Here is a 25743-nt window from a genome sequence, read left to right as displayed (position 1 = left end):
GCGTGATGGCGGACGCTTTGGAACGGCAGGCCCGCTCGCTGCTCAGCGCAGAAGCAGTGCGCACGCGGGCCGGAGAGATGCTCGAGATCGGCCTGAACGGCGGGCTCACGCATTTCACCATCGATCTCGATCGCATGGACGGCGTTGCGGAGGCCGTGCTCGCGGTCACGCGCAAGGCCTATCCGACGCTCGATATTCCCTTCCATGCGCGCTGGCGCCACTTCGTGCTCGGCGGCGTCGACCGCTGGGCGCGGCTCGCCGACGCCACGTCGTGGCCGGATCGCGCGGCGCGCGCGCGCGCCGAGTTCGACCTTGCCATCGTCAGCGTCCTGCTTGATGCCGGCGCGGGAGCGGCGTGGCGATACCGTGACGCCGTGACGGGGCAAGATATCGGCCGATCCGAGGGACTTGCGATCGCCAGCCTCGACATGTTCGCAAGCGGACTGTTTTCCGGCGATGCGCGCGCACCGTTCAGGGCCGACGCGGATTTGCTCGCAAAGCTGCCCCTCGCCGCGCTCACCTCCGCTTTTCAGGTGAGCGATGCCAATCCGCTGCTCGGCCTCGAAGGACGCACCGATCTGTTGCGGCGTCTGGGCCGGCTCGTATCCGAACGTGCCGATGTTTTCGGCCTGCGCGATACGCCGCGGCCGGGCGGCCTGTTCGATCACATCGCGGCACAGGCAGTGGGCGGCGCCATCGCCGCGCCCGCGATCCTGTCGGCGGTGCTGAACCAGCTTGGGCCGATCTGGCCGTCGCGCCTCGAACTTGCAGGAATTCCGCTCGGCGATTGCTGGCGCCATCCGGCGATCAAGGCCAACGACGCAACGGCGGGCCTCGTGCCCCTGCACAAGCTGTCGCAATGGCTGAGCTATTCGTTGATCGAACCGCTGCAGCGCGCCGGGCTCGAGGTCACCGACATCGACGGCCTGACCGGGCTTGCCGAATACCGCAATGGCGGCCTGTTCGTCGACCACGAGGTGCTGCGCCTGCGCGATCCCAATGACGCCGAGCGGGCGCATGCGGTGGATTCCCTCCTCGTCGTGGAATGGCGCGCGCTGACCTTGGCGTTGCTGGACCGTTTGGCGGAGCGCGTCCGCGCAAAGCTCGGTCGCACGCCCGAGTCCCTGCCACTCGCCAGCATTCTGGAAGGCGGCACCTGGGCCGCAGGCCGCGCCATTGCCTTTTCGCGTCGTCCCGATGGCGCGCCGCCGCTCAAGGTGATCAGCGACGGCACGGTTTTCTGACCCTCTCCTTGTGGGAGAGGGTGCCTCGCGTAGCGGGGGTTGCTTCCGCGGGAGTCTCTCTCACTGAAGCTCGCGGAAGGTACCCCTCATCCGGCGCTTCGCGCCATCTTCTCCCACAAGGGGAGAAGGAAGAAAGGCATCCGATCATGGAAGGCGTCACGATCGTCGATCATCCGCTGGTGCAGCACAAGCTGACGCTGGTGCGGGACAAATCCATCTCGACAAAGTCGTTCCGCGAGCTGATCAAGGAGATCGGCATGCTCTTGTGCTACGAGGTGACGCGCGATTTGCCGCTCGCCGATACCGTCATCGAGACGCCGCTGGCGACGATGCACTCGGCCAAGATCGCCGGCAAGAAGCTCGTGTTCGTGCCGATGCTGCGCGCCGGCACAACTTTCGTCGACGGCATGATGGATCTGGTGCCGACCGCGCGCGTCGCGCATATCGGGCTCTATCGCGAGCCGCACAGTTTTGCGGCGGTCGAGTATTTCTTCAAATCGCCGTCCGATCTCAGCGAGCGGCTGGCGATCGTGGTGACGCCGGTGGTTGCGACCGCCAACACGGCGGTGGCCGCGATCGACCGGCTGAAGGAGCGCGGCGCCAAGGACATTCGGCTGGCCTGCCTGATCGCAGCGCCGGAAGGGCTCGAACGGCTGCGCGGTTTGCATCCGGACGTGCCGATCTGGACGGCGGCGGTGGATGAAGGCCTCGACGAGAATGGTTTTATTATCCCCGGCCTCGGTGATGCCGGCGACCGCGCTTACGGGACGCGGTAACGCTGAAGCTCAGATCTTCCCGCTGCCGCAAATCCCCTTCAGCGCCTGCCACTCCTTATCCGTCAGCAGCGGCGGGCCGCTTGGAGGGCGATCCTCCCTGGTCATGCGTGCGAGGCGGTCCTCGGTCAGCGGATGGCTCGCCAGGATCGAGGTGAGGCCGCCGCCTTCCTTGCCGGTGATGCGGAACATCAGCTCGGCCGCCGGCTTCGGTGAGCGCCCGAGCTTGTGCATGATCTCGATCGCGAACGTGTCGGCAGCGGCTTCCGCCTCGCGCGAATAGGAGGCTTCGACCACGCTGCGCGAGGCGAAGATCACGGCGCTCGAACCGGTGACGTCGCCGAACAGCAGGCCGATCAGGAACGAGGTGCCGCCGTTGTAGATCAGGCCGCGCATGTTGTCGTAATGCTTGAGATGGCCGAGCTCGTGGGCGAGGATGCCGGCGATCTCGTCGGGGTTCTCCGCCTTGTCGAGCAGGCCCCTCAGCACGTAGACCTTGCCGCCGGGCAGCGCGAACGCGTTCGGCACGGAAGTCGGCAGCACGCCCGCCGTCACGGAATCGTCGTCGAGACCGGCGGCATCGCGCAGGCGGTTGACGAGCTTGACGAAGGCGGCCTTGCCTGAGGGGTCTTCGCATACGTTGCGCCCGAAGATGGTCTTCACCTGGACTTCCGACGCATCGCCGATGCGCCGCTCGATCGGTTTCGGCACCAGCGGCGCGAGACGGTCGGCGGCGAGCGGCACGCCGAACAGCACGACACAGACGATGGAAACGGCGGCCGCCACCGACCAGCCGACGATTTTTACCACGCCACGACGCGAGGTCTGGTGCTCGTCGAGATGCATGCAGCGGACGGTGACGTCGGCGGCCAGCGCGGCATCGCGGATTTCGAGGCGCGCCAGGGACGGCGCGGACGTGCAGGCAAGACGCAAGATTCCGGCCGGACTGTCGGCGCGGCGAATGTCAGCATAGGCCCAGCTCACGGGCGCCCCGCCCTCCTCGGCAATCTCGAGCGCTTGACCGAGCGCCAGCGTCACCTGCCGCCTGCGGCTCGACACGCCGTCGAAGAAGATCGTCGGCCTTGCGGACTGCGCCGGGATCTCGGTGGACACCTCACTCACAGCTCAGAATCCCGCGACATCGAGCCCATCGGCAAAGCCTTCGCCGAGCGCGCTGGCGAGTTCACCGCTGCCACGCACGTCCGCCGCAGCGCCGATGTTGTGCACCTCGACGGTCTCCAGCACCTTGGCCCAGAGATCGCGCTGGAGATAGACCCGCATGACGATGTTGAGGGCAAGGGCCAGCGCGAAGTAGCCGATCACCATCATCACCAGCATCGGGATGCTCTTGGCGGCATTGTCGGGCCCGAAGGCCTGCTCGGCCGGAACGCCGCTGAGCGTGACGACGAGCATGGTCGCGCCGCCGAGATAGGCGCCGAAAATGGCCGAGAGCAGCGTCCACCAGCCGATCACTTTCCAGTACAGGCCGTAGAAGGCATCGTGCGGCAACTTCGAGGACAGGCTGACGCCGCCGATGCGGATGCCGTCGAGCCACCAGCGCCATTCGCGCGCCTTGAACTCGGCATAAAAGAACGGGGCGAGCGGGAAGATCACAATTGCGATCGGGCTGAGCAGCCACAGCCACCAGCCGCGCTTGAAGAAGGTCCAGCCGTCGGCGGCGAAATCGCCGCGCAAATCGCCGTAATGGGTGTGCCGCATCTTGTAGCGTTCGAGCGAGGCCTCGCGCCAGGGCAGCGCCAGGCCGAGCGTCAGGAACACCAGCAGGCCCCACAGCATGGCACGGAACGAATAGGCCCAGCCGGAGCCGTCCATCCAGAACCGCACGCCGCGCCAGACCGTGCGCGTCAGCCGATAGCGCCGCGCGCGAAAGATCGCGAACTGACCGAAGGCGTAGAAGCTGATGAACAGCGGCGTCGAGGCAAAGCCCTGCCACCGCTCGAACTCGATACCGACGAGGAAATAGGCGAGATAGATCGGCACCAGGATTGCCAGCGCGAACAGGAAGCCGATCAACAGCTCCTTGCCGCGGCCGGTATATTCGGCGGCGTCGCCGTCGATCGACGTGTCCGTCCACAAATGACGACGGATGTCGGTGACGAGCCAGAACCGGTAGAAGCCGAACGTGACCAGCTCCAGCATGGCACCCTTGGTGACCATTTTGCGGAACGCGGAGCGGTCACCGGTGAAGTCGACCCGCGTGGGCGGCAGCGGCGGGGGTAAGGGTTCGGAACCGATGGGGGCCCATTGCATGTCGTTCACGGCGGCAACCTCGGGATGTCGGCCTGGTGCGATCAAACTATAGATCAGAGATTGGTCGATCCCCAAGGCGGGCGGGTTCGATTCACCTCGATTCCAGTCGGTTTTCGCACGTCTCCGCAGCCGAGGGCGTGCGGGAGATCACGTTGACACATCGGCGTGACGGCCGATCAACCCTCTCGCAAAGGTTGGATGTGGCAAAACTCTCCCTTGCTCCGGCGCGGACAACCGGCTGTAATTGCAAATCAAATACCGCAGCGCAGAATTCAACGAGAACGCGCGGTTCATGTCAGGGAGAGCGGTCATGCATGGGACCATCGAGAACGCGGCGAAGCTCGACGCGTTACGCGCGCGCGCCACGTCATTGCCGCTGGAGCAGTTCGATCCGGGCGATCCCGAGCTGTTCAGGACGGATACGTTCTGGCCCTATTTCGACCGCCTGCGCCGGGAAGATCCCGTGCACTATTGCAAGGATTCGATGTTCGGGCCGTACTGGTCGGTGACGCGCTACAACGACATCATGGAGATCGAGACCAACCATTCGGTGTTCTCCTCGGCCTCCTCGCTCGGCGGCATCACCATCCGCGACATCGATCCGGATCTGCGCCGCGAGAGCTTCATCTCGATGGACCCGCCGCGCCACGCCGCCCAGCGCAAAACCGTGGCGCCGATGTTCACGCCGACGCATCTGGACAATCTCGCGCTCAGCATCCGCGAGCGCTCGGCCGAGTGCCTCGACAATCTGCCGCGTGGCGAAGTGTTCGACTGGGTCGACCGCGTCTCGATCGAACTGACCACGCAGATGCTTGCGGTGCTGTTCGACTTTCCCTGGGAGGATCGCCGCAAACTGACGCGCTGGTCGGACATCGCCACCACGATTCCCGGGCCCGACGGCCTCGTCGCCACCGAGGACGAGCGGCAGGCCGAACTGACCGAATGCGCGGGCTATTTCGCGCGCCTGTGGAAGGAGCGCATCGCGCAGCCGCCGAAGAGCGATCTGCTCTCGATGATGGCGCATGGAGCCGCGACACGCGACATGGACGCGAAGAACTTCCTCGGCAATCTCGTCCTTTTGATCGTCGGCGGCAACGACACCACCCGCAATACCATGTCGGGCTCGATCTACGCACTGAGCCAGCATCCTGAGCAATATCGCAAGCTGCGCGAGAATCCCGGCCTGCTCGACAGCTTCGTGCCGGAGGTGATCCGCTGGCAGACGCCGCTGGCGCACATGCGCCGCACCGCACTCGCCGACTTCGAGTTCCGCGGCAAGCAGATCAAGAAAGGTGACAAGGTCGTGATGTGGTACGTCTCGGGCAACCGCGACGCCGAGGCGATCGAAAAGCCCTACGATTTCATCATTGACCGCGCCCGGCCGCGCACGCATCTGTCCTTCGGCTTCGGCATCCACCGCTGCGTCGGCTTGCGGCTTGCCGAACTCCAGCTCAAGATTATCTGGGAGGAGATCCTGAAGCGATTCGACCATATCGACGTGGTCGGCGAACCCAAGCGGGTCTATTCGAGTTTCGTGAAGGGTTTGGAAACGCTGCCGGTGAAGATTACAGCGTGAGTTCGAGCTATAACCCACGAGGATACTGCCCCCTCTCCCGCTCGCGGGAGAGGGTTGGGGAAAGGGTATCTCCGCAACGGGACAATCCCCTGGAGGAGAAAGCCCTCACCCGGCGCTGCGCCTTAGCCGAGCCTTCGCCTTGGCGTTCTTGAGATGTCGGCCGCCGGAGGCGGCCTGTGCCTCTCCCGCAAGCGGGAGAGGTTGGAAACAAACACTGGAGCTACCAACATGAACATCCAGACTCCGGTCAAGACCGACAAGGCCGAACGCATGCGCAAGGCCCGCGAGGAGGCCTATGCGACGCCGCTGTCGCACTTCCATCCCGGCGCGCCCCGGCTGTTCCAGGACGACACCTTGTGGCCGTGGTTCGAGCGGCTGCGCAAGGAAGAGCCGGTGCACTACTGCACCAACGCGCCGATCGAGCCGTACTGGTCGGTGGTGAAGTACAACGACATCATGCATGTCGACACCAACCACGCCCTGTTCTCCTCCGATTCAACGCTCGGCGGCATCGGGATCCGCGACGTGCCGGAAGGTTATGACTGGCCGAGCTTCATCGCCATGGACCAGCCGCGTCATTCGTCGCAGCGCAAGACGGTGTCGCCGATGTTCACGCCGACCCATCTGGACGAACTGGCAAAACTGATCCGCCAGCGCTCGCAGACCGTGCTCGACAATCTGCCGCGCAACGAGACCTTCAATTTCGTCGAGCGCGTCTCGATCGAGCTGACGACGCAGATGCTGGCTACCCTGTTCGACTTCCCCTGGGAAGAACGGCGCAAGCTGACGCGCTGGTCGGATGTCGCGACCGCGCTGCCCAAGAGCGGCATCGTCGCATCCGCCGAGGAGCGCCGCCGCGAGATGGACGAGTGCTACGCGTACATGTCCAAGCTGTGGAACGAACGCGTCAACTCCGCGCCGCGCAACGACCTATTGTCGCTGATGGCGCACAACGACGCCACGCGCTTCATGGACCCCGACAACCTCATGGGCAACATCATCCTGCTCATCGTCGGCGGCAACGACACCACGCGCAACACCATGACCGGCTCGGTGCTGGCGCTGAGCGAGAACCCGGACCAATACGACAAGCTCCGCGCCAACCCGGAACTGATCGATTCCATGGTGCCCGAGGTGATCCGCTGGCAGACCCCGCTCGCGCATATGCGGCGCACCGCGCTTGCCGATACCGAGATCGGCGGCAAGCACATCAAGAAAGGCGACCGCGTCGTGATGTGGTACGTCTCCGGCAACCGCGACGAGGAGATGTTCGAGAAGCCGAACGACTTCATCATCGACCGCCCGCGGCCGCGCACCCATCTCTCCTTCGGCTTCGGCATCCACCGCTGTGTCGGCATGCGCCTCGCCGAGCTGCAGCTCAAGATCGTCTGGGAGGAGATGCTGAAGCGCTTCGACCGCATCGAGGTGGTGGGCGAGCCGAAGCGGATCTATTCGAGCTTCATCAAGGGGTACGAGTCGCTGCCGGTGCGGATTCCGGGGTAGACCCTAGCCTCCGTCATTGCGAACGCAGCGAAGCAATCCAGAATCCCTCCGCGGAAACAGTCTGGATCGCTTCGCAGCGCTCGCAATGACGAGTTGTGGATGCATATGCGCGTCACGGCCGCGCAGGCGAGCGCGGCGGCCACCTCCAGCTATAAAATTTCGGCATGACAGCTCGCGCCAGATGCGAAGGCACGATGGCGCGCGGCTGTTCTACGACAAGCGCGCATCTAACTCAACTTGATGTCCCACACGCCGTCCTTGCGGCAGGCGGCGACCTCCTCGCGCAGGAGGGCGGTGACGGCAAGCGAGGCCGTCGAGACCGGGCGGTCGATTGGAGAAGCGAATATGAGCTCGCGCGTCATCGGCTTGGATACGACAGCGGTTTCCAGTCGCCCGTCGGCGACCTCGCCGTGGACCGACGAGGGCGGCAGCAGCGCGAAGCCGAGGCCTTCCTCGACAAGGCTGGTCAGCACACGGAACGAATCCGCCTCGAGCTGGACGTTGAGCTTGATCTTGCGCTGGGCCGCCGCATGCTCGATCAGCGCGCGGAGACCGTGGGAATGACTGGGCAGCACCAGCCGCTGCCGCAGCAGCCAGCCGATCTCGACGTTCTTCCTGCGCGCAAGGCCGCAGCCGCGCGGGCCGACCGCAACGATGTTGTCGCGGCCGAGGCTTTCCACATTGAGATGCAGATCGGCGGAGCGGCCATAGAGGATGGCGAGGTCCATCTCGCCGCGATGCAGCCATTCGACGAGATGGCCACTGTAGCTCTCGACGATGCGCAGCGAGATGCCGGGAAACTTCTCGACGCAGCGCCGCGCGAAACGCGCCGACAGCACGCAGCTCACGGTCGGAACCAGGCCGAGCACGACCTGACCGGACAGCGGCCCCTTGGCCGACTGGATGTCGTCGCGGATCTGGTCGATCTGCCGCACGATGCCGGCGGTGCGCGCCAGCAAGAGACGGCCCGCCTCCGTCAGCACCATGCCGCGACCGTTGCGCGTGAACAATTCGGTGCGCAGCTCGTGTTCCAGCAGCTTGATCTGCCGGCTCAGCGCCGGCTGCGCCACGCGCAACGTGTCGGACGCCTTGGAGAGGCTGCCGAGCTCCGCCACGCAACTGAAGGTCCTGAGCTGACGGAAATCCATGCTTGCCAATCCTGGAAGGCTACTCCATACGCTATAGCAAATGAGCATAGGGGGATGGCGTTGTTTTCACAACGCCAGAGGATTGGCCGGCGTTATCTTAACCGCCGCACCCAACGGGAAACGCCATGAGTGAAGATCACCAGACCGAAGATCACGCCGACATCCGCGAAGCCGTCGCAAAGCTCTGCGCGCAGTTTCCCGGCGAATACTGGCGCAAGCTCGATCGCGAGATGGCCTACCCCAAGGCCTTCGTCGATGCGCTGACAGAGGCCGGTTACCTCTCGGTGCTGATCCCCGAGGAATATGGCGGCGCGGGCCTGAAGCTGTCCGCGGCCGCGGCGATCCTCGAAGAGATCCAGCGCGCCGGCTGCAACGGCGGCGGCTGCCACGCCCAGATGTACACCATGGGCACGGTGCTGCGGCATGGCAATGACGAGCAGAAGGCCAAATATCTGCCGAAGGTCGCGAGCGGCGAATTGCGGCTGCAGGCGTTCGGCGTCACCGAGCCGACCAGCGGCACCGACACTACCTCGCTGAAGACCTTTGCGCGCAAGGACGGCAATGCCGGCTACATCGTCAACGGCCAGAAGATCTGGACCAGCCGTGCCGAGCATTCCGACCTGATGCTGCTGCTGGCGCGCACCACGCCGAAGGACGAGGTCAAGAAGCGCACCGATGGGCTCTCCGTGTTCATCGTCGACATGCGCGAGGCCAAGAACAGGGGCCTCGAGATCCGCCCGATCCGCACGATGATGAACCACGCCACCACCGAAGTGTTCTTCACCGACATGAAGGTGCCGGCGGAGAATCTGATCGGCGAGGAAGGCAAGGGCTTTCGCTACATCCTCTCCGGCATGAATGCCGAGCGCATCCTGATCGCGGCCGAATGCGTCGGCGATGCAAAGTGGTTCATCGCGAAGGCCACGAACTACGCCAAGGAGCGCAGCGTTTTCGGCCGGCCGATCGGCCAGAACCAGGGCATCCAGTTCCCGATCGCCAAGGCCTACGCCGCGATGCGCGCAGCCGAATTGATGGTGAAGGAAGCCACGCGCAAGTACGAGGCCGGGCTCGACTGCGGCGCGGAAGCCAACATGGCGAAAATGCTCGCGGCCGATGCGTCCTGGGAAGCGGCCAATGCCTGCGTCCAGACCCATGGCGGTTTCGGTTTCGCCGAGGAATACGACGTCGAGCGCAAATTCCGCGAGACGCGGCTCTACCAGGTGGCGCCGATCTCGACCAACCTCGTGCTCTCCTTCATCGCCGAGCACGTGCTCGGCATGCCCCGCTCGTACTGAGGCAGCAATCATGGGCGCATTGGACGGGATTAGGGTGATCGCGGTCGAGCAGGCGGTGGCAGCGCCGTTCTGCTCGTCGCGGCTGGCGGATGCCGGCGCGGAGGTGATCAAGATCGAACGGCCGGAGGGCGATTTCGCCCGCGGTTACGATGCCGCGGCCAAAGGCCAGAGCAGCTATTTCGTCTGGCTCAACCGCGGCAAGCAGTCAGCGGTGGTCGATCTTGCCATCAAGGAAGGTTGCGCCGAGCTGGAGAAGCTGATCGCCAGCGCCGACGTGCTGATCCAGAACCTCAAGCCGGGCTCGATGGACAAGCTCGGCTTCTCGCGCGAGCGGCTGCTGAAGGACTATCCAAAGCTGATTTCCTGCACCATCACCGGCTATGGCGACGAGGGTCCCTACGCGCACCGCAAGGCCTATGATCTCTTGATCCAGGCCGAGAGCGGCCTTGCCTCGATCACCGGCAATCCCGACGGCGCCTCGCGCGTCGGCATGTCGATCGTCGACGTCGCGACCGGCGCCACCGCGCATGCAGCGATCCTGGAGGCGCTGATCGGCCGGGGCCGCACCGGCAAGGGTGCCGACATCCGCATCTCCATGTTCGACGTGATGGCCGACTGGTGCACCGTGCCGCTGCTGAATTCCGAAGCCGGCAATCCGCCCAAGCGCATGGGCCTGCGCCACCCCTCGATCGCGCCCTACGGCGTGTTCACCTCGAAGGACGGCAAGGACATTCTGATCTCCATCCAGAGCGAGCGCGAGTGGAAGACGCTGTGCGCCAAGGTGCTGGATCAACCTGATCTTCCCGCCGATCCCCGCGTCGCCAACATGGTCGAGCGCGTGCGCAACCGCGATTTCACCGACAAGACTGTCGCGGATAGTTTTGGCAAGATGACGCGCGACGAGCTGCTCAAGCGGCTGTCGGACGCCGACATCGCCTTTGCCGAGGTCAATACCATGGCCGACCTCACCACCCATCCGCATCTGCGCCGCATCGAGGTCGACACGCCGAACGGCCGCGTCAGCTACCCCGCGCCGGCGCCGATCATCGTCGGCGAGACGCGCGCCTACGGCGCTGTGCCAGCGATCGGCGAACGGCCACAATTCAAGACATAACAGAGCGAGGCGTCATGACCGAGCAGCTCGACATCGATCATCTCAGGCAATGGATCGGCCGCAGCACGGAGGCCACCGACGTCGTCACCGCGCAGCTCGTCAAGGGTCTTCGGGCGACACTTTTCCAGGACGTGGGCGAGCCCAAGTCCGGCGATGCCGCGCCGTTCACGGTGCATTGGTGCCTGGCGCAGCCGGTGTTTCCGATGTCGATGCTCGGGCCCGACGGGCATCCGACCCGCGGCGGCTTCCTGCCGCCGGTGCCGCTGCCGCGCCGGATGTGGGCCGGCGGCGAGATCGAATTTTTGCAGCCCTTGCGCGTCGGCGATGAATCGACCCGGACTTCGCGCATTGCCGACGTGACGGTAAAGACCGGATCGACCGGCACGCTGTGCTTCGTCGCGGTCGAGCACAGCATCTCCTCGCCGCGCGGCATTGCCATCCGCGAACGCCAGGACATCGTCTATCGCGAGATGACGACGACGCCGACCGCGCCGGTAAAGGCTCCGCCTCCGCCGCCGAAGGCGCAGCATCGCGAGACCCATGTCTCCGATCCCGTGCTGCTGTTTCGGTATTCCGCGCTGACCTTCAACGGCCATCGCATCCATTACGACCGCGACTACGTCACCAAGGTCGAGGGCTATCCGGGCCTGATCTTCCACGGCCCGTTGCAGGCCGCGTTGATCATCGAGATGGCGGCAAAGCTGCGCGGCGGCAGAGCGCCGAAGAAGTTTTCGTATCGCGGTCTGCAGCCGCTGTTCGAGGGTTCGGAGTTTTCGATCAACGCCAATGAGACCGAGGCGGGCATGGAGCTTTGGACCGCGAATGCCGAGGGGCAGCCGACGATGAAGGGCACGGCGGTGTGGTAGGTCGCTGCTGTTTCCTCCTCGTCATTGCGAGCGCAGCGAAGCAATCCAGAGTCCCTCCGCGGAGATAGTCTGGATTGCTTCGTCGCAAGGGCTCCTCGCAATGACGGTGGGTCTACGAGCGTCGGTAATCAACAGGGACGGAAACCATGGCAAAGAACGGCAAGAGCGGCAGCAAATCCGTCACCGTCAAGCAGGCCACGCTCGACCTGCTGCGGTCGTTCGGCATCAAAAAAGTGTTCGGCAATCCCGGCTCGACCGAGCTGCCGTTCCTGAGCGACTGGCCCGACGACATCGACTACGTGCTGGCGCTGCAGGAAGCCTCCGCCGTCGGCATGGCCGATGGCTACTCGCAGGCGACGCGCAATGCCGGTTTCGTCAATCTGCATTCGGCGGCCGGCGTCGGCAACGCGCTCGGCAACATCTACACCGCGCATCGCAACCAGACACCGCTCGTCATCACCGCGGGCCAGCAGGCGCGTTCGATCCTCCCCTTGCAGGCGTTCCTCTATGCCGAGCGCGCGTCGGAGTTTCCGCGGCCATATGTGAAGTACAGCGTCGAGCCGGCGCGGCCCGAGGACGTGCCGGCCGCGATCGCGCGCGCCTATTACACCGCGATGCAGCCGCCCTGCGGGCCGACCTTCGTGTCGATCCCGATCGACGACTGGGCGCATGCGACGGCTCCGGTCGAGGCGCGCAAGGTCAGCCGCGAGATCGGGCCCGAGCCTGATGCGATGAAGGCGCTGGTCACAGCGCTCGGTTCGGCAAAGCACCCCGCGCTCGTGGTCGGCCCCGGCGTCGATCGCGCGGGCGCTGTCGACCTCATGGTGCGCGTGGCCGAGAAGGCGAAGGCGAGCGTCTGGGTCAGCCCGTTCTCGGCGCGCTGCTCGTTCCCCGAGCGCCATCCGCAGTTCGCGGGCTTCCTGCACGCTTCGCCCGCACAGCTCTCCGATGCGCTGCGCGAGCACGATCTCGTCGTCGTCATCGGCGCGCCGGTGTTCACCTTCCACGTCGAGGGCCACGCCGCGATCTTCGATGGCGGCGCGACGATCTTCCAGATCACCGATGACCCCGATGCCGCCGCGGTCACACCGTTCGGCACCAGCATCATCGCCACGATGAAGCCGGCGCTAAGCCTGCTGCTCGACCTCCTGCCGGAGAGCAAACGTGTGGCGCCGAAAGGCCGCACGCTGCCGCCGGCGCCGCAAGCCGGCGAGCCGCTGCCGGTGGAGTTCTTGTTGCACGCGCTGTCGCAGGCGATGCCGGACGGCAGCTCGCTGGTGGAGGAAGTGCCCTCGCACCGGCCGGCGATGCAAAAATTCATGCCGATGCGCGGCCAGGACAGTTTCTACACCATGTCGAGCGGCGGCCTCGGCTACTCCCTGCCCGCCGCGGTCGGCATGGCGCTCGGCAAGCCGAAGAGCCGCACCGTGTGCCTGATCGGCGACGGCTCGGCGATGTATTCGATCCAGGCGCTGTGGACCGCCGCGCAGCGAAAACTGCCGCTCACCGTCGTCGTCATCAACAATTCCGGCTACGGCGCGATGCGCTCGTTCAGCCAGGTGATGCAGGTGCGCAACGTGCCGGGACTGGAGCTGCCGGGCATCGATTTCGTCCGGCTCGCCGAAGGCATGGGCTGCGATGCGGTGCGGGTGACGAAGGCCGCGGAGCTCGGCGAAGCGCTCAAGCGCGGGATGGCATTCGCCGGCACGAGCCTCGTCGAGGTGATCGTGGATTCAGCAGTTCCGGTGTTGTACGGACAGAAGCATTAGGGCGCTACGACGCCAGAAAGCCCCCATCCGCCGCGAGCACGTGCCCGACCACGTAGGATGACGCGTCGGACGACAGCCACACCACGGCTTCCGCAACTTCCTCCGGGCTCCCCATCCGCCGCAGCGGCAGGCCTGCACTGACGGTTGCTATGTCGCCGACGCCGGCGCGCAGCATCATGTCGGTGACGACGCGGCCGGGGGCGATGGCGTTGATGCGGATGCCGCGCGAGGCGTTCTCCATCGCCGCCGAGCGCGTCAGCGAGATCGCGGCCGCCTTCGAGGCCGAATAGAGCGAGAATCCCGGGTTGGGATTGCGCACGCCGCTGACGGAGGCGTTGACCACGATGCTGCCACGCCCCTGCGCCAGCATCGCCGGCAATTGATAGCGCAGGCACAGGAACAGCGCGCGGACATTGGTGTCGAACACGCTGTCGTAGATGTCCATGCCCTGCTCTTCCAGCGGCGCGCGGCGCTCCTGGAAGCCCGCATTGTTGAAAGCGATGTCGAGCCGTCCGCAACGTTCGACGGCGGTGCGCACAAGGCGCGCAACATCGTCCTCCTGCGTGATGTCGGTCTTGACCGGGACGGCGTCCGCACCGAGCTCGCGGCACGCCGCGGCGGCGGCCTCGATCTCGGCCTCGCGCCTGCCCGCAATGACCACGGCCTCCGCACCTTCCGACGCCATCCGCAAGGCCGTGGCGCGGCCAATGCCGCTGCCGCCGCCCGTCACGAGGCAGACCTTGCCCCGCATCCGCATCCCCGCCGGCAAAGTTCCGCTCATGGTCCGCTCCAAAACGCTTGCGCGCGGCGCTCTCCGCATATAGTTGTATGATACAACTATATGCGGAGAGTCAAGCATGGCCGAGCTTGCGCTGATCGACGACATCCGTGCCGCCTCGCGCCTGATGGTGCGCGAGCTCGGCTTCATGGATGCGACGGTGGCGGCATCGGACTATCCGCCGTCGGCCGTGCACACCATCCTGGAGATCGGCATCCGGGGCCCGATGACATCGGGTGCGCTCGGCGATTTCCTGCGGCTGGAGAAATCCAGCGTCAGCCGTCTGGTGCGCAAGCTGATCGATTGCGGTGAGCTCAGGGAGACGGCCGATGAGACCGATGCGCGCAGCAAGTTGTTGTCGCTGACGGCGAAGGGCCGCCGCACGCTGGAGGCGCTGCACGCCTTCGGTCGCCAGCAGGTGAGTGGGGCGCTGGCGGCGTTGACGGTCACGGAGCAGCGCACGGTGCGTGAGGGCATGATGCTCTATGCGCAGGCGTTGCGTCAGAGCCGCGCGGAGAACGAGGCGCAATCGGCGGCGTAACCACCGGTGTCGTCCCGGCGAAGGCCAGGCGAAGGCCGGGACGACGGCGAGTGTTTGGCGCGAAGCTTCCCTACGTCCCGAACTCGTCCCGCATCTTGGCCTGGATCTTGGCCATGCCGCCGATCCAGCGGTCGTAGTTCTCGGTCTTCTTGCGCATGTAGCCGAGCACCTGGGGGTGCGGCAGGATCAGGAACGTTTCCTGCTCGAGGCCGGCGAGCACATCCTTGGCGACCTGCTCGGGCGTGAGATCGCCGTCGCCGGATTGCGGGCCCTTCGGGATCCCGCGCAGCATGTTGGTGTCGACGCCCTGCGGGCAGAGGATCGAGACCTTGATGTTGTCGGCCTTGTGCGAGATCGCGAGGTTTTCGGCGAAGCCCACCGCGGCATGCTTGGTGGTGGAATAAGCGGGGCTGCCGACCTGCGACAACAGGCCCGCGGCCGAGATGGTGTTGAGGAAATAGCCGCCGCCGCGCGCCTTCATGCGCGGGATCAGATGCCGCGCTGCATAGACATGCGCCATGACGTGGATCGCCCAGCTGCGCTGCCACGGCTCGTCGGAGGCGCCCCCGGCGTTGACCGACATCGGGTCGAAGCCGCCGCCGATTCCGGCATTGGAGCAGAACAACTCGATCGGGCCGAACTGCCGTTCGGTTTCCTCGATGACATGGGCGATCTCTTTTTCCTGCGCGACGTCGCATCTGAAGGCCGCGCCATCCACAGTGGCAGCAACGGCCCTTGCGTTGGCGGCATCCATGTCGGCGACGACGACCTTCGCCGCGCCCGCGTCGTGAAACGCTTCGCACAGCGCCTTGCCGATGCCGTTGGCGCCGCCCGTGACGACCACGACCTTGCCGGTCACCTGCATGCGACGTCTCCTCTTGTCTTGTTTTGTCTTTTACCGCGGCTTGTACGGTTTCTTGGATCCTGCTCAGCTCAACACGAGGTCGAGCACCGCGGTATAATGGCACGCCGCGCCGGCCAAGACAAAGCCGTGCCAGATCGCATTCTGGAAGCGCAACCGCCGCCAGGCGTGGAAGATCACGCCAAAGCTATAGAGCAGGCCACCGGCAAGGATGAAATCCAGAACCAGCGCAGGTAGCGCCTTGACCACGGAATCATAGAGCATCACGCCGCTCCAACCCATTGCAAGGTAGATGCCGACCGCGCCGCGGTCGAACCGGCCGGGATAGCGAAGCTTCAGCACGATGCCGAGGATCGCGACGCACCAGACACAGACGAGCAGCACCAGCGCGAACACGCTGTCCTTCAGCTCCAGGATGAACGGCGTGTAGGTCGAGGCAATGAGCAGATAAATCGCGGAATGGTCGAACCGCCGCAGCAGCCATTTGACCGGCGAGACCGGCCAGAGATTATAGGTCGCCGACAGCACCAGCATCGAGAGCAGGCCGGCGACGTAGATCGAGACGCCGACGATGTCGGTGGCGTCGGCATAGACCACCGCGAGCACCACCAGGACGGTCGCGGCGACGATGCCGGCGAGGACGCCGACCGCATGGATGATTCCATCGGCGATCAGTTCGGCGCGGTCGTAATTCCAGCCGAACGCATCGGCGGCGGCGTGGACGGAATTGGATGCGAGTTGTTTCAGCTGGAAGACGGTCATGGCAATCCGCAAGGTGAGACGATGCTCTCTTGTATGGGTGTTTCGGGACCGGCGCGTCGTTCAATCGATTGATTTGCCGACAAAGGCGGTGGAAGTATGAAGCTTGATTTTCTCCACGCAATTGCCACTTCTGTGAACAGTCTCACATTTTCACCCGCCCGAGATCCCCTACCGTTCATATGGCATTCAGTTTCCAGGATATGGTCGAAGAAGCGCGCCTGTCGGCGAGGGCGCTGATCGACTATGGCGAGCATTTGTTCAACCCGACGGTGCGGCTCGGGGTCACCGGCCTGTCCCGCGCCGGCAAGACGGTGTTCATCACTGCGCTGATCCATGGCCTCACCCGCGGCGGCAGGTTTCCGGTATTCGAGGCCTATTCATCCGGCCGGATCGCGCGGGCGCATCTGGCGCCGCAGCCGGACGATGCGGTGCCGCGCTTTGCCTATGAGAACCATTTGCGCGCGCTGATCGAGGAACGGCTCTGGCCGATCTCGACCGTCGATATCAGCGAGCTCCGCCTCGTCATCGACTACCAGCGCCACAACGGCGCCGACCGCACACTCACGCTCGACATCGTCGACTATCCCGGCGAATGGCTGCTCGACCTGCCGCTGCTCCAGAAGAGTTTTGAGCAATGGTCGGCTGAAAGCCTCGCACTGTCGCGCGAGGCGCCGCGCGCGCATCTGGCCACGGAATGGCACGCGCATCTCGCAACGCTCAAGCCCGAGGCGCGCGAGGACGAGCTGGCGACGCTGACGGCGGCGAAGCTCTTCAGGGGCTATCTGCAAGCCTGCCGCGACGAGCGCTTTGCGATGAGCCTGCTGCCGCCCGGCCGCTTCCTGATGCCCGGCAATCTCGCCGACACGCCGGCGCTGACCTTTGCGCCGCTCGACGTGCCCGCAGGCAGGCAGGCGCCCGAGGGATCGCTGTGGGCGATGATGGTGCGCCGCTACGAGGCCTACAAGGACGTCGTGGTGCGGCCGTTCTTCCGCGACCATTTCGCCAGGCTCGATCGTCAGATCGTGCTGGCCGATGCGCTCGCCGCGTTCAACTCCGGCCCCGAGGCGCTGCACGATCTCGAAGCCGCCCTTGCCGGCATTCTCGATTGTTTCCGCATTGGCCGCAGCACCTTCCTGACCAGCCTGTTCCGGCCGCGCATCGACCGCATCCTGTTCGCGGCGACCAAGGCGGATCATCTGCACCATTCCAGTCACGACCGGCTCGAGGCCGTGCTGCGCCGCGCGGTGACCCGCGCCGTTGCGCGTGCGGAAAATACCGGCGCGGAGATCGACGTGGTGGCGCTTGCCGCCGTTCGCGCCACGCGCGAGGCGCAGGTCGCGAATGGCCGCGACAAATTGCCGTCGATCCTGGGAACGCCGGCCGCAGGCGAAAGCGCCGGGGGCGAGTTCTTTGACGGCAACACCGAGGTCGCGACCTTTCCGGGCGACCTGCCTCTGGATCCCGAGCAGCTCTTCAACGGCACGGAGTCGTTCCGCGGTCTGGCGACTGAGGCCGCCGGGAAAAGCGATTTCCGCTTCCTGCGCTTCCGTCCGCCCAAGCTCGAGCGCGAGGGCAATGAACAGCCGGCGCTGCCACACATCCGCCTCGACCGTGCCTTGCAGTTCCTGATCGGAGACAAGCTGTCATGAACGACCGATCCCAGCCGCGGCGGCCGGCGACGTTCCGGCTCGATGATCCCGGCGTCGTCGTCACCGAAGCCGACGAGACCAGCCGGCTGAGCCGCGGCACGATCCAGATCACGCCGGAGCACGATCCACTGGCGCTGCCGGTGCCGATCGCACCGGCGCTCCCGGCGCGGCGCGGCTTTCCCTGGGGCGCATTGTTCTGGTCGGGCGTCGCCGGGCTGACGTTGCTCGGCGTCGGGCTCGGAATCGTGCATCTGATCGAGGATCTGTTTGCGCGCAGCGAAAGCCTCGGTTTTGTCGGCCTGGCGTTCGCGCTCGTCACCGCGCTGGCGCTCGCGGTGGTGATCGGGCGCGAGGCGTTCGGCCTGGCGCGGCTCGCGACGATCGAGAAGCTGCATCAGCGCGCGGCCGCGGTGCTTGCCAGCGACGACCGCAAGGAGAGCCGCGTCATCGTGCAGGACCTGCTCGCGCTCGCGCACCAGAATCCGCAGCTCGCCCGCGCCCGCGCCACGCTGGAGAGCCACGCCGGCGAGATCATCGACGGCGCCGACATGATCCGCCTCGCCGAGCGCGAACTGATGTCGCCGCTGGACGCGGAGGCGCGGCGGCTGGTGTCGTCAGCCGCGCAAAAAGTCTCGATCGTCACCGCGGTTTCGCCGCGTGCGCTGATCGACGTGATGTTCGTGTTCGTGGCCTCGTTGCGGCTGATCCGCCAGCTTGCTTATCTCTATGGCGGCCGCCCCGGCGCGCTCGGCATGATCCGCCTGCTCCGCCACGTCATCGCCCATCTTGCCATCACCGGCGGCATGGCCGCGAGCGACAGCCTGGTGCAGCAGATGCTCGGCCACGGTATCGCGGCGAAGCTGTCGCAGCGGCTGGGCGAAGGCGTGCTCAACGGCCTGTTGACGGCACGGCTGGGCCTCGCCGCGATCGACGTGACGCGGCCGCTGCCGTTCGCGGCACTGCCGCCGCCGAAACTGTCGGACCTCGCGACGGATTTGTTGCGGAAGAAAGAAGACGAGGAGTAGCACGCCGCTCATACTTACCTTCCCCTGGAGGGTAAGAGACGCCGTGCTAACCGAGCGTACGCCTCTCGAATTCCCCCGCCAGCACGCGCCACAGGAACAGCGGCGAGTCCTTCGGCGGCGACAGCTCCGGGGTCCAGCCGGTGAGCTTTTCTATCACATAGTTATCCGCCAGAACGCCGCGCCAGCGGCGCTCGACCCGGCCGAGCGGCTCGCGCCTGGCGGGGATATTCTCCCACAGCGATGAGCGGTTGTCTGGCTCGCGCCCGACATAGATACCGTCGTGGCCTTTGATCCGGTCCATGCCGGGATCGCGGAAATCCTGGAAGCGGCCGCGCTCGTTGATCTCAACGACGGGCACACGGCCCCGGAACAGCCAACGCATCATGGCGTAGGTGCGATAGTCCGTGGTGGCGATCCAGGTTGCGCCGGTCTCATCGAGTGCGGCCTGTGCGCGCGCTGCAACCTGCTCGTAGCCCGCCTCGGCGCCGATCGGATCGATCTTGCCGAGGAGATTCCAGGGCGCCGCGACATAATAGAGAAACACGATGACGACGAAGGCGATGCCCGAGACGACCGCCGTTTTGAGCCAGAAGTGGCTCGACCGAATCAACCGCGCCGACCAGTTTTCGCGTGGCAGCATCACGAGGTTGACCGCAGTGGCGGCGAACCCGACCGGCCATATGAACATCGGCCAGGTGTCGCCGACCCGGAGCGTCAGCGACTTGAAGAGGAAGTAGAGGAACGGCACCAGCACTGCAGTCGACAGCAGGATCGCGGCCGGCTCGCGCGTGCGATAGCCGCGCCATGCCGTCAGCACCAGCCCTGACAGCACCACCGGCAACATGACGAAACCGACCAGGCCGAATTGCAGGCCGATGTAATCGCCGACGGTGCGGAGCGAGATGCCGTAATTGGCGGTGGCGCGTACGCCCTGGAAGCGGAACGAGGCCCAATCGTGCTGCACGTTCCAGATCAGGACGGGCGAGAACATTGCGATTGCGATCACGACCGCGAGATATGGATAGGGGCTGCGCAGCCAGCGCCAGCGCCAATCCGGCACCAGCAGGAAGGCGGCAACCGCCGGCGCGAACATGATCATTGTGAATTTCGACAGCATCGCCAGCCCGGCGAACAGGCCGGCCGCGAGCCACCAGCGTCCGTCGCCGCCCTGTGCCAGCCGCACCAGGGACCACATCATCGCCACCGCGAACGGGATCATGGCGACATCGGGCGCGACCTTGGCCATCAGCAGGCCGTAGTAAAGCGCGGCCTCCGGCATCAACACCGCGAACATGACGGCGCGCGCATCATGGGTGAGACGGCGGACGATGTCGGCGAGCAGGAGCTGCGTCACCAGCATTGCGACGATGCCACCGAGGCGAACACCGAGCGCGGTGTCACCGAAGATCGCGGTCCCAAAGCGGATGAACCACGCGATCATGGGAGGATGATCGAGGAAGCTCAGCGCCGTCTCCTTCGACCAGGTCCAGTAATAGGCTTCGTCGGTGCGCAGCTCGATCGCGGAGGCATAGACGATCCGCAGCAGCGTCATCGCGGCGATGATCGCCGCGGCCATGACGAGGAGCCGGCGCGCGGCGCCGTGGGAGGGCACGGTGATGTCAGGACCTGTCGTCACGGCCGCGCTTTTCGCCAACCTGGGAGGGGGAGTCAATGTTGGGCGGCGAATCGGCCTATTCCGCCGTCGTCCCGGACAAGCGAAGCGCCGATCCCGGACCACAATGGAGTATTTGGCGACCTACCGCGCATGTGATCGGGCCAGCTGTCCGCCGGTGGAATTAAACGCTACGCTGGCTGTTCTCCTTGGTGAACTGATACAAGCGAATCATGGCCAAAGCTCTCGCACAGATGTCCGAACTCGTCCGCGCGACCAGCTTGCGGCAGGTGCGGCTGGTCTGCGGCGTCGTCCTGTTCGCCTATGTGGTCAGCCATCTCCTCAACCATGCGCTCGGCAACATCTCGGTCGATGCCATGGAGGTCGGGGTCTACTACCACGTCCTGTTCTGGCAGTTCCTGCCGGTCGCAATCATCTTCTATGCGGCCGCGCTCATCCATATGGGGCTCGGCGTCTACGCGCTGTATCAGCGCCGGCAGTTCCGCTGGCGGACGATCGAGCCGCTCCAGCTCGTGCTGGGGCTCAGCATCCCCGCCCTCGTCATGGCGCATGTGATCGGCGTGCGGCTCGGCCAGACGCTGTACGGACACCAGAAGCTCTATCCGCAGGAGCTCTACCTGTTCTTCGTCGCGTCGAACCGCATCTGGACCATGACGATCCTGCTGATCATTGCCTGGGTCCACGGCTGCATCGGCATTTATTTCTGGCTCCGCCTCAAGCCGTTCTTCACGCGTGCCGCGCCCTATCTGCTCGCGGCCGCGGTGCTGATCCCGACGCTGGCGCTGCTCGGCGTCTATCAGGGCGGCCGCAGCGTCGCGATCGAAGCCGACGACGGGGAATGGCGCACGCATAATCTCACCAGCCGCCAGGTCGGCACGACCGCCGAAGCCAACACGCTCGACCGCATCACCGGCGGCCTCACCATCGGCTATGTCGGCCTGCTCGGACTGGCGCTGGCCGCGCGCGGCGTGCGCGCCTGGCGCGAGCGGCGCGGCGGCATGATCGCGCTGTCCTACGGCAACGGCAAGACGGTGCGGGTCCCCAAGGGCCTCTCCGTGCTGGAAGCGAGCCTGCGCCACAATGTGCCGCATGCCAGCGTCTGCGGCGGCCGCGCCCGCTGCTCGACCTGCCGCATCCGCGTCATCGGCGATCATGGCGTCCTGCCGGAGCCGTCGCAGCGCGAGGCCTTCGTGCTCACCCGTGTCGGCACCACCGATCCGTCGATCAGGCTGGCCTGCCAGCTGCGGCCGACGTCGGACCTCTCCTTCTTCCAGCTCTTCACGGCGCATACGCTGTCGGCGAATGCGCAAGCCTCGACGCCGGCTCGGATCGGTCAGGAGCGCTATCTCGTCAGCCTGTTCGTGGACATGCGCGGCTCGACGCAGCTGGCCGAGAAGCGGCTGCCGTTCGACACCGTCTTCATCGTCAACCGCTTCCTCGGCGCGGTCTCGCAGGCCGTGATCGAGAATGGCGGCCAGCCGAACCAGTTCGTCGGCGACGGCATGCTGGCGCTGTTCGGGCTGTCAACCGATCCGCAGACCGCCTGCCGGCAGGCGCTGAAGGCCGCCGCCGGGATCGCGGCCCATGTCGACGAGCTCAACGAGCTCCTGAGCCACGATTTGCGCCAGCCGATCCGCTTCGGCATCGGCATCCACGGCGGCGAGGTGATCATCGGCGACATCGGCTATCGCGATCACATCGTCTTCACGGCGCTGGGCGATGCCGTCAACGTCGCCGCCCGCCTCCAGGACATGACCAAGACGCTGGCCTGCGAAGCCGTCATCTCGGAGGAGGTCCGCCGCACCGCGGGCGTTGCCGACGATTCGCTGCCGCAGCAGGAGGTCGCGATCCGCGGCCGCGACGAGCCGATGGCCGTGCGCGTCGTCGCGGACGTGAGAGGGCTGACGGCACTGGTCGACGGAAGCGAGCGGGTCGCAGCGTAAGTCAGCCACGAATGCGGTGCACTCCCTCTCCCGCAAGCAGGAGAGAGCTGGGGAGAGGGTATCTCCGCCACGGGACACTCCCCTAGCAGAGAAAACCCTCACCCGGCGCTACGCGCCGACCTCTCCCGCAAGCGGGAGAGGTGCACCAAACTCGCGGCAGGACTCGATTCGGCCAACTCGGGCCGTCGCTTCGTAACACCGGCTTGCTGCAACGCAGCGGCATGGGCCTGCTGCGAAAGCACGAATTGACTTCATCCGAGTCGTCGCGACAGATGAGCGCGTGTTCGCGGTGATGACCGCGATCCAACGAAAAGCTCCGGGAGGAGACCAGAATGTTCGATCGACGCGACCTGCTCAAAGGAGCGGGCCTTGCCGCCATGGCGGCCACATTGAATTCCACCAAGGCGCTGGCACTCGACACCGTCACGCTGCCGTTTGCCAATGGCGAGCGGCCGCTGGTGAAATATCCGCAGAAGCGGCCGATGATCGGCCTGACCAGCCGGCCGCCACAGCTCGAGACGCCGTTCGCTGTGTTCAACGACGGCCCGATCACGCCGAACAACGCGTTCTTCGTCCGCTACCATCTCTCCGACCTGCCCTACAATCTCGACCCCGACAAGTTCACGCTTGAGGTCAAGGGCAAGGTCGACAAGCCGCTCAAGCTGTCGCTGAAGGATATCAGGAAGATGAAGGCGACCGAGATCGTCGCCGTCAACCAGTGCTCCGGCAACAGCCGCGGCCTCTTTGAGCCGCGCGTCGCCGGCGGCCAGCTCGCCAACGGCGCGATGGGCAATGCGCGCTGGCGCGGCGTGCCGCTCAAGGCCGTGCTGGAGATGGCGGGCGTGCAGAGCGGCGCCAGGCAAGTCACCTTCAACGGCATGGACGGCCCGGCCAGCGACAAGACGCCCGACTTCGTCAAGGCGCTCGACCTCGATCACGCCACCGACGGCGAAGTGATGCTGGCGTATGGGATGAACGGCGAGGACCTGCCGTTCCTGAACGGCTTTCCGCTGCGCCTGATCGTGCCGGGCTATTACGGCACCTACTGGGTCAAGCACCTCAGCGAGATCACCGTCGTCGACAATGTCTTTGACGGCTTCTGGATGAAGTCGGCCTATCGCATTCCCGATACCCCGAACAATGCGATCGAGCCGGGCACGACGCCGAAGGCGACGATCCCGATCAACCGCTTCACCATCCGCTCCTTCATCACCAGCGTGCCCGACGGCGCCAAGCTGAAGGCGGGGCGCACCACGCTGCGCGGCATCGCCTTCGACGGCGGCAAGGGCATCAAGGAGGTCCAGGTCTCCACCGACGGCGGCAAGACCTGGACCAGCGCCAGGCTCGGCAAGGATCTCGGCAAATACTCATTCCGTGAATGGAAGCTGGCGGTGAAGCTCGCCGCCGGCTCCTATGATCTCAAGGTCCGTGCCACCGGCAATGGCGGCGAGACCCAGCCGGACACGCCACGCTGGAACCCGGCGGGTTATCTGCGCAACGTCGTCGAAAACGTCCGCGTCAGCGTGGCCTGAAGGGAGAATGATCATGCAGCGCACCGTTCTCCTCGCGATCTCACTCGCCCTCGCGGCCGGCATCGGCGCCGTGACCGCGGCGCCCGTCAACTACCAGCTCCCGAACGAGGTCGCCGCCTTCAAGCCCGGCCCCAACCTCGAGATCGTGCAGGGCAATTGCAGCGCCTGCCATTCGGCCGACTACATCAACACGCAGCCGCCGATGAAGGACAAGAAAGCTTTTTGGCAGGCCGAGGTGACCAAGATGATCAAGGTCTACGGCGCGCCGATCGACGATGCCGATGTCGGCAAGATCGTCGATTATCTAGCCGCGACTTATTGACAGACAGCGGGACGCGTGCGGGCCGACTGACCTCGAAACGGGCAAAACCGGGTAAAAACGCCGCGAAGTTGAGCGGAATTCCGCGAAATGCCGATGTGGTTTGATCTATGAAGCCCGCCACATTCCGCGTATCTTATTAGGACCGAACCGGCCGGTTGGCGGGGACTGGCGGTTCGAGATCTCGGAGGAAGACCCGCGGAGAAGACGTGATGGCTAAAGGTACGGTCAAGTGGTTCAACCCGACGAAGGGTTATGGATTTATCCAGCCTGCGTCGGGCGGCAAGGATGTGTTCGTGCATATCTCGGCAGTGCAGAAGGCCGGCCTGTCCTCGCTCAACGAAGGACAGACGGTGGAATACGAAGAGATCGCAAACCGGGGCAAGACCTCCGCAGAGAACCTCAAAGTATAAGCCCGCCAGCCTTTGCTGCCTCCCGGATCTGTCCGGGAGTGGGCCAAAAAAATTTTAGAAGACGGTCAGTGCATTCGACGACAGGCGTTGCGATTGCACACGGAGAGCTGTTTTTCTGCAAGGACCGCCCATCCAGCGCCTCGGCAATGACAATCGCGACGGCATTTCGTCAGTCTACCGGCAACGGTGCGTCGCGCTTGATCTCTTCCATCACCGCATAGGTTCGCGTCTCGCGCACGCCCGGCATCGACAGCAGGGTCTCGCCGAGGAAACGCCGATACGCGGTCATGTCGGCCAGTCGCGCCTTCACAAGATAGTCGAAGCCGCCGGCAACCATGTGACACTCCAGCACTTCAGGCGCGAGCTTCACCGCACGCGCAAAACGCTCGAAATTGTCGGGCGTGGTCTTGTCGAGCAGCACCTCGACGAACACCAGCAGCCCGAGGCCGAGCCGGTGCGGATTGAGCCGCGCGCCGTAGCCTTCGACAAACCCCTCGCGCTGCAATCGCTTCAGCCGCTCGCCGATCGAGGTCGGGGACAGGCCGATGCGCTCGGCGAGCTCGACATTGGCGATTCGCCCATCCTGCTGCAAAATCGAGAGGATTCTCCGGTCCGTTCGATCGAGTTCCATACTTTATCCGGTCAAAACATTTGTAGCCTTCATTTTCTAAGGCAAATCGACTAATTTGTCTATCGAACTACGGTAACGCCGGCTTTATCCTGGATT

23 protein-coding genes are annotated in these 25743 nt (G+C 65.2%); 15 read left to right on the top strand and 8 right to left on the bottom strand.

Features of this window, described 5'->3' with window-relative positions; all coding sequences use genetic code 11:
• The first annotated feature begins 5 nt into the window (after window positions 1–5).
• Both OC450_RS12845 and upp read left to right on the top strand, forming a co-directional pair.
• On the top strand, window positions 6–1244 hold the full coding sequence (locus OC450_RS12845) for a URC4/urg3 family protein (protein ID WP_256806946.1): 1239 nt from the start codon (window positions 6–8) through the stop codon (window positions 1242–1244).
• Between the two features lie 146 nt (window positions 1245–1390).
• Window positions 1391–2020: a uracil phosphoribosyltransferase gene (gene upp / locus OC450_RS12840; protein ID WP_211381700.1), complete on the top strand. Its 630-nt coding sequence runs from the start codon at window positions 1391–1393 to the stop codon at window positions 2018–2020.
• Window positions 2021–2029: 9 nt separating this feature from the next.
• On the opposite strand, the gene OC450_RS12835 is transcribed toward upp, so the two are convergent.
• Both OC450_RS12835 and OC450_RS12830 read right to left on the bottom strand, forming a co-directional pair.
• On the bottom strand, window positions 2030–3139 hold the full coding sequence (locus OC450_RS12835; RefSeq protein WP_256806947.1) for a M48 family metallopeptidase: 1110 nt from the start codon (window positions 3137–3139) through the stop codon (window positions 2030–2032).
• A 3-nt stretch (window positions 3140–3142) separates the two neighbouring features.
• A complete protein-coding gene (locus OC450_RS12830; protein WP_372703108.1) occupies window positions 3143–4297 on the bottom strand; it encodes a YjgN family protein in 1155 nt (384 codons plus the stop codon).
• Between the two features lie 301 nt (window positions 4298–4598).
• On the opposite strand from OC450_RS12830, the gene OC450_RS12825 reads away from it, so the two are divergent.
• Together OC450_RS12825 and OC450_RS12820 are read left to right on the top strand one after the other, a co-directional pair.
• The gene (locus OC450_RS12825) at window positions 4599–5864 is read left to right on the top strand and encodes a cytochrome P450 (protein WP_211381698.1); all 1266 of its coding nucleotides are present in this window, start codon (window positions 4599–4601) and stop codon (window positions 5862–5864) included.
• A gap of 228 nt (window positions 5865–6092) precedes the next feature.
• Window positions 6093–7367: a cytochrome P450 gene (locus OC450_RS12820; protein WP_211381697.1), complete on the top strand. Its 1275-nt coding sequence runs from the start codon at window positions 6093–6095 to the stop codon at window positions 7365–7367.
• 227 nt (window positions 7368–7594) lie between these two features.
• Here the strand turns inward: OC450_RS12820 and OC450_RS12815 are convergent, their stop codons facing one another.
• Window positions 7595–8515: a LysR substrate-binding domain-containing protein gene (locus tag OC450_RS12815; RefSeq protein WP_211381696.1), complete on the bottom strand. Its 921-nt coding sequence runs from the start codon at window positions 8513–8515 to the stop codon at window positions 7595–7597.
• A gap of 125 nt (window positions 8516–8640) precedes the next feature.
• On the opposite strand from OC450_RS12815, the gene OC450_RS12810 reads away from it, so the two are divergent.
• From OC450_RS12810 to mdlC, 4 genes are all read left to right on the top strand, one after another.
• A complete protein-coding gene (locus tag OC450_RS12810) occupies window positions 8641–9810 on the top strand; it encodes an acyl-CoA dehydrogenase family protein (RefSeq protein WP_211381695.1) in 1170 nt (389 codons plus the stop codon).
• Window positions 9811–9820: 10 nt separating this feature from the next.
• Window positions 9821–10924 carry a CaiB/BaiF CoA transferase family protein gene (locus OC450_RS12805; RefSeq protein ID WP_262047996.1) on the top strand — a complete coding sequence of 368 codons (1104 nt, stop codon included), beginning with the start codon at window positions 9821–9823 and terminating at the stop codon, window positions 10922–10924.
• A 14-nt stretch (window positions 10925–10938) separates the two neighbouring features.
• The gene (locus tag OC450_RS12800; protein WP_256806949.1) at window positions 10939–11790 is read left to right on the top strand and encodes a MaoC family dehydratase N-terminal domain-containing protein; all 852 of its coding nucleotides are present in this window, start codon (window positions 10939–10941) and stop codon (window positions 11788–11790) included.
• Between the two features lie 146 nt (window positions 11791–11936).
• Complete coding sequence (gene mdlC, locus OC450_RS12795) at window positions 11937–13559, top strand: benzoylformate decarboxylase (protein WP_262047995.1); 1623 nt, start codon at window positions 11937–11939, stop codon at window positions 13557–13559.
• A gap of 4 nt (window positions 13560–13563) precedes the next feature.
• Here the strand turns inward: mdlC and OC450_RS12790 are convergent, their stop codons facing one another.
• Window positions 13564–14340, bottom strand: coding sequence for an SDR family NAD(P)-dependent oxidoreductase (locus OC450_RS12790; protein ID WP_211381691.1), 777 nt, complete (start codon window positions 14338–14340; stop codon window positions 13564–13566).
• Window positions 14341–14416: 76 nt separating this feature from the next.
• Here OC450_RS12790 and OC450_RS12785 point away from each other — a divergent pair, with 76 nt between their 5' ends.
• The gene (locus OC450_RS12785; RefSeq protein WP_256806952.1) at window positions 14417–14878 is read left to right on the top strand and encodes a MarR family winged helix-turn-helix transcriptional regulator; all 462 of its coding nucleotides are present in this window, start codon (window positions 14417–14419) and stop codon (window positions 14876–14878) included.
• Window positions 14879–14948: 70 nt separating this feature from the next.
• Here the strand turns inward: OC450_RS12785 and OC450_RS12780 are convergent, their stop codons facing one another.
• A complete protein-coding gene (locus OC450_RS12780; RefSeq protein ID WP_211381689.1) occupies window positions 14949–15743 on the bottom strand; it encodes an SDR family oxidoreductase in 795 nt (264 codons plus the stop codon).
• Between the two features lie 63 nt (window positions 15744–15806).
• On the bottom strand, window positions 15807–16502 hold the full coding sequence (trhA, locus tag OC450_RS12775; RefSeq protein WP_211381688.1) for a PAQR family membrane homeostasis protein TrhA: 696 nt from the start codon (window positions 16500–16502) through the stop codon (window positions 15807–15809).
• 179 nt (window positions 16503–16681) lie between these two features.
• On the opposite strand from trhA, the gene OC450_RS12770 reads away from it, so the two are divergent.
• Both OC450_RS12770 and OC450_RS12765 read left to right on the top strand, forming a co-directional pair.
• Window positions 16682–18151 carry a YcjX family protein gene (locus OC450_RS12770; RefSeq protein WP_262047994.1) on the top strand — a complete coding sequence of 490 codons (1470 nt, stop codon included), beginning with the start codon at window positions 16682–16684 and terminating at the stop codon, window positions 18149–18151.
• A complete protein-coding gene (locus tag OC450_RS12765; protein ID WP_211381686.1) occupies window positions 18148–19176 on the top strand; it encodes a YcjF family protein in 1029 nt (342 codons plus the stop codon). Before OC450_RS12770 ends, OC450_RS12765 begins: the two co-directional genes overlap by 4 nt.
• A 46-nt stretch (window positions 19177–19222) precedes the next feature.
• Here OC450_RS12765 and OC450_RS12760 read toward each other — a convergent pair whose 3' ends face one another.
• Window positions 19223–20752: a glycosyltransferase family 39 protein gene (locus tag OC450_RS12760; protein ID WP_262048010.1), complete on the bottom strand. Its 1530-nt coding sequence runs from the start codon at window positions 20750–20752 to the stop codon at window positions 19223–19225.
• A 269-nt stretch (window positions 20753–21021) separates the two neighbouring features.
• Here OC450_RS12760 and OC450_RS12755 point away from each other — a divergent pair, with 269 nt between their 5' ends.
• From OC450_RS12755 to OC450_RS12740, 4 genes are all read left to right on the top strand, one after another.
• Window positions 21022–22752: an adenylate/guanylate cyclase domain-containing protein gene (locus tag OC450_RS12755; protein ID WP_262047993.1), complete on the top strand. Its 1731-nt coding sequence runs from the start codon at window positions 21022–21024 to the stop codon at window positions 22750–22752.
• Window positions 22753–23084: 332 nt separating this feature from the next.
• Window positions 23085–24284, top strand: coding sequence for a molybdopterin-dependent oxidoreductase (locus OC450_RS12750; protein WP_262047992.1), 1200 nt, complete (start codon window positions 23085–23087; stop codon window positions 24282–24284).
• A 13-nt stretch (window positions 24285–24297) separates the two neighbouring features.
• On the top strand, window positions 24298–24606 hold the full coding sequence (locus OC450_RS12745) for a cytochrome c (protein ID WP_262047991.1): 309 nt from the start codon (window positions 24298–24300) through the stop codon (window positions 24604–24606).
• Between the two features lie 209 nt (window positions 24607–24815).
• A complete protein-coding gene (locus OC450_RS12740; protein ID WP_008134691.1) occupies window positions 24816–25016 on the top strand; it encodes a cold-shock protein in 201 nt (66 codons plus the stop codon).
• Between the two features lie 169 nt (window positions 25017–25185).
• On the opposite strand, the gene OC450_RS12735 is transcribed toward OC450_RS12740, so the two are convergent.
• Window positions 25186–25647 carry an Lrp/AsnC ligand binding domain-containing protein gene (locus OC450_RS12735; protein ID WP_211381682.1) on the bottom strand — a complete coding sequence of 154 codons (462 nt, stop codon included), beginning with the start codon at window positions 25645–25647 and terminating at the stop codon, window positions 25186–25188.
• Between the last annotated feature and the right edge of the window lie 96 nt (window positions 25648–25743).

This window comes from Bradyrhizobium sp. Bra78 (assembly GCF_024519855.1).
In the GTDB taxonomy this organism is placed as follows: domain Bacteria; phylum Pseudomonadota; class Alphaproteobacteria; order Rhizobiales; family Xanthobacteraceae; genus Bradyrhizobium; species Bradyrhizobium japonicum_G.
The sequence above is the reverse complement of the archived record's forward strand: the minus strand, read 5'-3'. Positions and strand labels throughout refer to the sequence as shown.

What these genes read in the sequence shown, in the direction of transcription:
- OC450_RS12845 (WP_256806946.1), top strand. Translation starts at nt 6, where the DNA reads ATGGCGGACGCTTTGGAACGGCAGGCCCGCTCGCTGCTCAGCGCAGAA.
- upp (WP_211381700.1), top strand. Translation starts at nt 1,391, where the DNA reads ATGGAAGGCGTCACGATCGTCGATCATCCGCTGGTGCAGCACAAGCTG.
- OC450_RS12825 (WP_211381698.1), top strand. Translation starts at nt 4,599, where the DNA reads ATGCATGGGACCATCGAGAACGCGGCGAAGCTCGACGCGTTACGCGCG.
- OC450_RS12820 (WP_211381697.1), top strand. Translation starts at nt 6,093, where the DNA reads ATGAACATCCAGACTCCGGTCAAGACCGACAAGGCCGAACGCATGCGC.
- OC450_RS12815 (WP_211381696.1), bottom strand. Translation starts at nt 8,515, where the DNA reads ATGGATTTCCGTCAGCTCAGGACCTTCAGTTGCGTGGCGGAGCTCGGC.
- OC450_RS12810 (WP_211381695.1), top strand. Translation starts at nt 8,641, where the DNA reads ATGAGTGAAGATCACCAGACCGAAGATCACGCCGACATCCGCGAAGCC.
- OC450_RS12805 (WP_262047996.1), top strand. Translation starts at nt 9,821, where the DNA reads ATGGGCGCATTGGACGGGATTAGGGTGATCGCGGTCGAGCAGGCGGTG.
- OC450_RS12800 (WP_256806949.1), top strand. Translation starts at nt 10,939, where the DNA reads ATGACCGAGCAGCTCGACATCGATCATCTCAGGCAATGGATCGGCCGC.
- mdlC (WP_262047995.1), top strand. Translation starts at nt 11,937, where the DNA reads ATGGCAAAGAACGGCAAGAGCGGCAGCAAATCCGTCACCGTCAAGCAG.
- OC450_RS12790 (WP_211381691.1), bottom strand. Translation starts at nt 14,340, where the DNA reads ATGAGCGGAACTTTGCCGGCGGGGATGCGGATGCGGGGCAAGGTCTGC.
- OC450_RS12785 (WP_256806952.1), top strand. Translation starts at nt 14,417, where the DNA reads ATGGCCGAGCTTGCGCTGATCGACGACATCCGTGCCGCCTCGCGCCTG.
- OC450_RS12780 (WP_211381689.1), bottom strand. Translation starts at nt 15,743, where the DNA reads ATGCAGGTGACCGGCAAGGTCGTGGTCGTCACGGGCGGCGCCAACGGC.
- trhA (WP_211381688.1), bottom strand. Translation starts at nt 16,502, where the DNA reads ATGACCGTCTTCCAGCTGAAACAACTCGCATCCAATTCCGTCCACGCC.
- OC450_RS12770 (WP_262047994.1), top strand. Translation starts at nt 16,682, where the DNA reads ATGGCATTCAGTTTCCAGGATATGGTCGAAGAAGCGCGCCTGTCGGCG.
- OC450_RS12765 (WP_211381686.1), top strand. Translation starts at nt 18,148, where the DNA reads ATGAACGACCGATCCCAGCCGCGGCGGCCGGCGACGTTCCGGCTCGAT.
- OC450_RS12760 (WP_262048010.1), bottom strand. Translation starts at nt 20,752, where the DNA reads ATGGCCGCGGCGATCATCGCCGCGATGACGCTGCTGCGGATCGTCTAT.
- OC450_RS12755 (WP_262047993.1), top strand. Translation starts at nt 21,022, where the DNA reads ATGGCCAAAGCTCTCGCACAGATGTCCGAACTCGTCCGCGCGACCAGC.
- OC450_RS12750 (WP_262047992.1), top strand. Translation starts at nt 23,085, where the DNA reads ATGTTCGATCGACGCGACCTGCTCAAAGGAGCGGGCCTTGCCGCCATG.
- OC450_RS12745 (WP_262047991.1), top strand. Translation starts at nt 24,298, where the DNA reads ATGCAGCGCACCGTTCTCCTCGCGATCTCACTCGCCCTCGCGGCCGGC.
- OC450_RS12740 (WP_008134691.1), top strand. Translation starts at nt 24,816, where the DNA reads ATGGCTAAAGGTACGGTCAAGTGGTTCAACCCGACGAAGGGTTATGGA.
- OC450_RS12735 (WP_211381682.1), bottom strand. Translation starts at nt 25,647, where the DNA reads ATGGAACTCGATCGAACGGACCGGAGAATCCTCTCGATTTTGCAGCAG.